Raw genomic sequence first — 4,355 nt, forward strand, 5'->3', positions numbered from 1 at the left:
TGTCAGTCTGTAGAGCGACCATAAGACCAGAACAGATTTACTCTGTTAAGGCAGGTGCGGAACCCCGCAAGGGAAAGAAGCAGAAACCTAAATCGTGAGGTTTGGGAATCACCGTCCGTTTACGGCGGTGAGGATGTCAAAATTACCCCCTTGGGATGTGATGATTCTGCCTGGGAAATAAATGGTACTTTATTTTTTTGCCAGTTCCTTACTGCGACCGACGATCGCCCAGAGATAGCTAATTGCTAAGGCCAAAAACGCGAGGGGAATACTTTCTTTGACGATAAAAATTCCTAAACCGATCAGCACACAGGGAACGAAGGTACTTCCCTGACTGGTGAGAATAGTGGCGATGGTCGGCACACTGGTCAACCCGTAGGCGATCGCGCACCAAACCCCCACCAGAATCAAAAACACGCTGACGATAACGATCAGACTTGTTACAGTACTACTGGCGAACAGGGGAACGTAAATGCCGATATTATCGCTCCCGTTGGCGACGGTTAACGCGGCCACGCTATAGGTGCGCGAGTCAAACCAACCACCGAAGGGGGAATGTTTCGCACCCTCTAGGTTGACTTCGACATTCTCCGGCTCTTCCTCCTTCTCCTCTTCTTTGAGAAGGGAAAAGATGCCGAGAATCACAGGAACGAGGCCTAGATAGCGAATCCATGGGGTAGGGATAAGAAAGCACCCGAAAAATCCCGCTAAACTGGCAATAACAAGCAGACTAAAGCCGATATACTGACCGATCACGATATCGCGACGACGGAAGAGTTTCCCCGTTTGGCTGAAGAGAATCGTCAGGATCAATATATCGTCGAGGTTGGTGGCGACGAATGTCGCTACACCGGTAGATATCGCGATCACAATCTCGATCATCGTTTTTTTCCTTAAGATGGCCGTCGGGTTTTTCCGTTCGTTAAACCTTAACCATGGCAGGGGAAACCGAAATATTCGGCGTTCGGCTTTTCCTTCAAAGGTTCGGCAACAGGAGAATCCTACTACCCATCCCGATGGAGAAACTGTATTTCCCACGACTGATCGCTTTATCCCGGTGCGGGATGGAAAAAGAAAGCGAGGGCGATCACCGCGTAGGTCGCGACGAGTAATATACCCTCTAGCCAGTTCGAGCGACCGTCGTTACTGATTGAGTTGGCCAGCCAGACGGCGACGGCGACCAATTCAAACGGATCGAAATCGAGAGCCATGGGCTGACCGAGGAAATAACCCGCGATTACGAGAACCGGTGCGACAAAAAGTGCGATTTGTAGGCTCGAACCGACGGTGACAGAAACCGCCAGATCCATTTTGTCTTTTAAGGCGACCCTAACCACGGTGGCGTGTTCGGCTGCGCTGCCGATAAAACCGCGCACGGTTTTGAAAAACAGACTATCAGCCTTCTTTCTGTTTCGATTACCCGAATCGCCCGGTAATATACTCGCGAGCCTCGTCGGTTTGCGGATTGCCGAACATAACTTCCGTGGGGCTGAATTCGACTAATTTCCCCCGGCGTTTCCCGGACGAATCGGTTTCGGTGTTAAAAAATGCCGTCCAGTCGGCGATCCGCGATGCCTGCTGCATATTGTGGGTGACGGTGATGATCGTGTAACTTTCCTTCAGTTGTAGGCACAATTCCTCCACCTGACGGGTAGAGATGGGATCGAGGGCCGAACAGGGTTCATCCATCAATAAAACATCTGGCTTCATGGCGATGGCACGGGCGATACAGAGGCGCTGTTGTTGTCCCCCCGATAGTGCCGTTCCTTTTTCTTTCAGTTTGTCCTTTACTTCCTCCCAGATCGCCGCCTGCCGCAGGGAATACTCGACCAATTCATCAAGATTTCCCTGATAACCGTTGGTTCGGGGCGCGTAGGCGATATTCTCGTAAATGCTCTTGGGAAAAGGGTTCGGACGTTGGAAAACCATCCCCACCTGTCGCCGTAACTTGACGGCGTTGACCTGCGAATCGTAAATATTCTGATTTCGGTAGAGTAATTTTCCCTCCACCTTGGCGCCGGGGATCAGATCGTTCATGCGGTTAAAGCAGCGCAAGAGGGTACTTTTCCCGCAACCAGACGGGCCGATAAAGGCGACGATTTTTCGCGCAGGAATTTTAATATGAACATCCACAAGAGAGAGAAACCCGTTATAAAAAACTTTCACTCCTTCTGCATCGAAAACACTGTGATCTGGGTTAAGGTGGGTAGTCATGGCAACAATTCTCCTGAGTATGATTAAACGACTGGTTAAAAGGGAAAAGTGGGGAGTGCAGGAGTAGGGGATGTCAAGTATCTACCCCCTTGCCTGCTGCCTTCCCTAATTAGGTGTCGAATAACGTTGACGTAGATAGATGGCGATGGCGTTCAGCGCCATGATCAAAAGGATCAGAACAATAATCGTTGCGGCGGCGGCGTTGGCGAAACCGGGTTCAGGACGGGAGACATAACTAAAAATCTGAATGGGCAGTACCATAAATCGCTCGAATAAACCAGGATCGAAGGTCAGAAAACTCACCGCTCCCACGACCACTAGCGAGGCCGCGTCCCCGATCGCCCGCGACACGGAGATAATTACCCCCGTGAGAATCCCCGGCACCGCATAGGGTAAAACATGGTGTTGGAGCGTCTGCCATTTGGTGCTGCCTAGACCGTAGGAGGCTTGGCGGAGGGAATCGGGAACCGCCCGGATCGCCTCCCGCGCCGCAACGATAATGACTGGCAGCGAGAGAAGCGCAAGGGTTAAGGCCCCGGAAAGTAGGGTAGAGCCGAAATTCAGTAAATAGACGAAGACCCCTAAACCGAGCAAACCGTAAACGATCGAGGGAACCCCGGCCAGATTGCCGATATTCACCTCGATCAGCGCCGTCCACCAGTTTTTCGGGGCGTATTCTTCTAGGTATAGGGCTGCTCCCACCCCGATGGGCACCGCTACCAAGATCACGATTACTCCCAAATAGAGGCTACCGATAATCGCGGGGCGAATTCCCGCGCGATCGGGAAAACGGGAGGGGGTTTCCGTGAGAAAACCGGGGCTGAGTAGGCGGGCCAGTCCGTCATGAAGGACATTGAACAACAGTAGAGCGAGAACGAATAGACCGACGAGTAATCCGATCAAGAAAACATACTCGTAGATTTTGCCGATGGTTTCTCGGCTTTCGAGTCGATCGTTAAAGACGGCCGTATCCCTAGTAGGAGAAGATTTAACCATGATAATTAGTCGTATTTTTCCTTAAAGCGATTAGAAATCCAATAACTGCCGATATTGAGCGCCAGAGTGATCAGGAAAAGCACCGCACCGACCGCGTAGATGGATTTAAAATTGAAACTCCCTCTGGGGGCATCTCCACTAGAAACCTGCGCCATAAAAGCGGTCATGGTGGCGATCGATTCCAGTGGATTGAAAGTTAGACGAGGTTGAGCACCCGCCGCGATCAGGACGGTCATGGTTTCTCCCACCGCACGGGAAACCCCCAAAATAATCGAAGCCATAATCCCCGATAGGGCGGCCGGCAGAACCACCTTGAAAATTGTTTCCAGCTTGGTAATTCCTAGGGCGTAGGAACCCTCGCGCAGGGAACGGGGAACCGATTTAATCGCGTCTAGACTGATCGAACCGACGGTCGGGGTGATCATGATTCCCATCATCAATCCCGCGCTGAGGGCGTTAAAAACCTCTACGGGTAAAAAATTCCGTAGTAAGGGCGTTAGAAAGATCAGTGCGAAGTAACCGTAAACTACGGTGGGAATTCCCGCCAGAATTTCCACGGCCGGACGCAGAATAGAAGCTACTTTCGGGGTCGCGTACTCGGCCAGATAAATCGCTGAAGACAATCCCAACGGAACTGCGACGACCATTGAGATCACCGTGGTTAAAACGGTTCCGTTAATCAACGGCCAGATCCCGAAACGGGGAGGATTAAAAAGGGGAGTCCATTGGGTATCCAAGAAGAACTGCCCGAGACTTACTTCCTGGAAAAAAGCGACAGTTTCCTTGAAAATAATAGCGACGATGCCGAAGGTTGTGACTACAGATACAAGGGCGCAGGCGAACAAAATTGTTCCGATAATTTTCTCGGGAACATCATCGGAGGCTCGCTTGAGAAGAGAATCCCCTCTTGCGAACAGAGAGTCATCAAAGGAACCGGTAGTGGTCATGGGAAATTTTGGGTCTGAAACCCCGCCGTAGAACGGCGGCTTTACGTTAGAATTAAGAGGCCAGTCTCGAAAACCAAGTGGACGGCGCAGCACCTTGAAAACTCGGCTTAGGGGGTTCCGACCAGAAAAGCTTGGCCGGGTAAAAAGTCGCGCGCAACAAGTACAAGAAGCTATAGGCGGTCAACGTACCGTGGGACA

General features: G+C 51.4%; 5 protein-coding genes. All 5 read right to left on the minus strand.

Annotation, left to right across the window (positions count from 1 at the left end; genetic code table 11):
- Positions 1–189: 189 nt before the first annotated feature.
- The 5 genes from IM479_RS15465 to pstC all read right to left on the minus strand — a co-directional run bounded on the left by IM479_RS15465 (position 190) and on the right by pstC (position 4,157).
- On the minus strand, positions 190–882 hold the full coding sequence (locus IM479_RS15465) for a cadmium resistance transporter (RefSeq protein ID WP_287684318.1): 693 nt from the start codon (positions 880–882) through the stop codon (positions 190–192).
- A 167-nt stretch (positions 883–1,049) separates the two neighbouring features.
- Positions 1,050–1,466 carry a calcium:cation antiporter family protein gene (locus IM479_RS15470; RefSeq protein ID WP_353737546.1) on the minus strand — a complete coding sequence of 139 codons (417 nt, stop codon included), beginning with the start codon at positions 1,464–1,466 and terminating at the stop codon, positions 1,050–1,052.
- Positions 1,417–2,214, minus strand: a complete 798-nt coding sequence (gene pstB, locus IM479_RS15475; protein ID WP_287684312.1) for a phosphate ABC transporter ATP-binding protein PstB — start codon at positions 2,212–2,214, stop codon at positions 1,417–1,419. Before pstB ends, IM479_RS15470 begins: the two co-directional genes overlap by 50 nt.
- A gap of 105 nt (positions 2,215–2,319) precedes the next feature.
- Positions 2,320–3,210, minus strand: coding sequence for a phosphate ABC transporter permease PstA (pstA, locus tag IM479_RS15480; protein WP_287684314.1), 891 nt, complete (start codon positions 3,208–3,210; stop codon positions 2,320–2,322).
- A 5-nt stretch (positions 3,211–3,215) separates the two neighbouring features.
- Positions 3,216–4,157 (minus strand): phosphate ABC transporter permease subunit PstC, encoded by a 942-nt coding sequence (gene pstC, locus IM479_RS15485; protein ID WP_287684316.1) that lies wholly within the window; start codon positions 4,155–4,157, stop codon positions 3,216–3,218.
- Between the last annotated feature and the right edge of the window lie 198 nt (positions 4,158–4,355).

Origin of the sequence: Microcystis sp. M165S2, from assembly GCF_020245885.1 — a bacterium.
GTDB lineage: Bacteria > Cyanobacteriota > Cyanobacteriia > Cyanobacteriales > Microcystaceae > Microcystis.

What these genes read in the sequence shown, in the direction of transcription:
- IM479_RS15465 (WP_287684318.1), bottom strand. Translation starts at nt 882, where the DNA reads ATGATCGAGATTGTGATCGCGATATCTACCGGTGTAGCGACATTCGTC.
- pstB (WP_287684312.1), bottom strand. Translation starts at nt 2,214, where the DNA reads ATGACTACCCACCTTAACCCAGATCACAGTGTTTTCGATGCAGAAGGA.
- pstA (WP_287684314.1), bottom strand. Translation starts at nt 3,210, where the DNA reads ATGGTTAAATCTTCTCCTACTAGGGATACGGCCGTCTTTAACGATCGA.
- pstC (WP_287684316.1), bottom strand. Translation starts at nt 4,157, where the DNA reads ATGACCACTACCGGTTCCTTTGATGACTCTCTGTTCGCAAGAGGGGAT.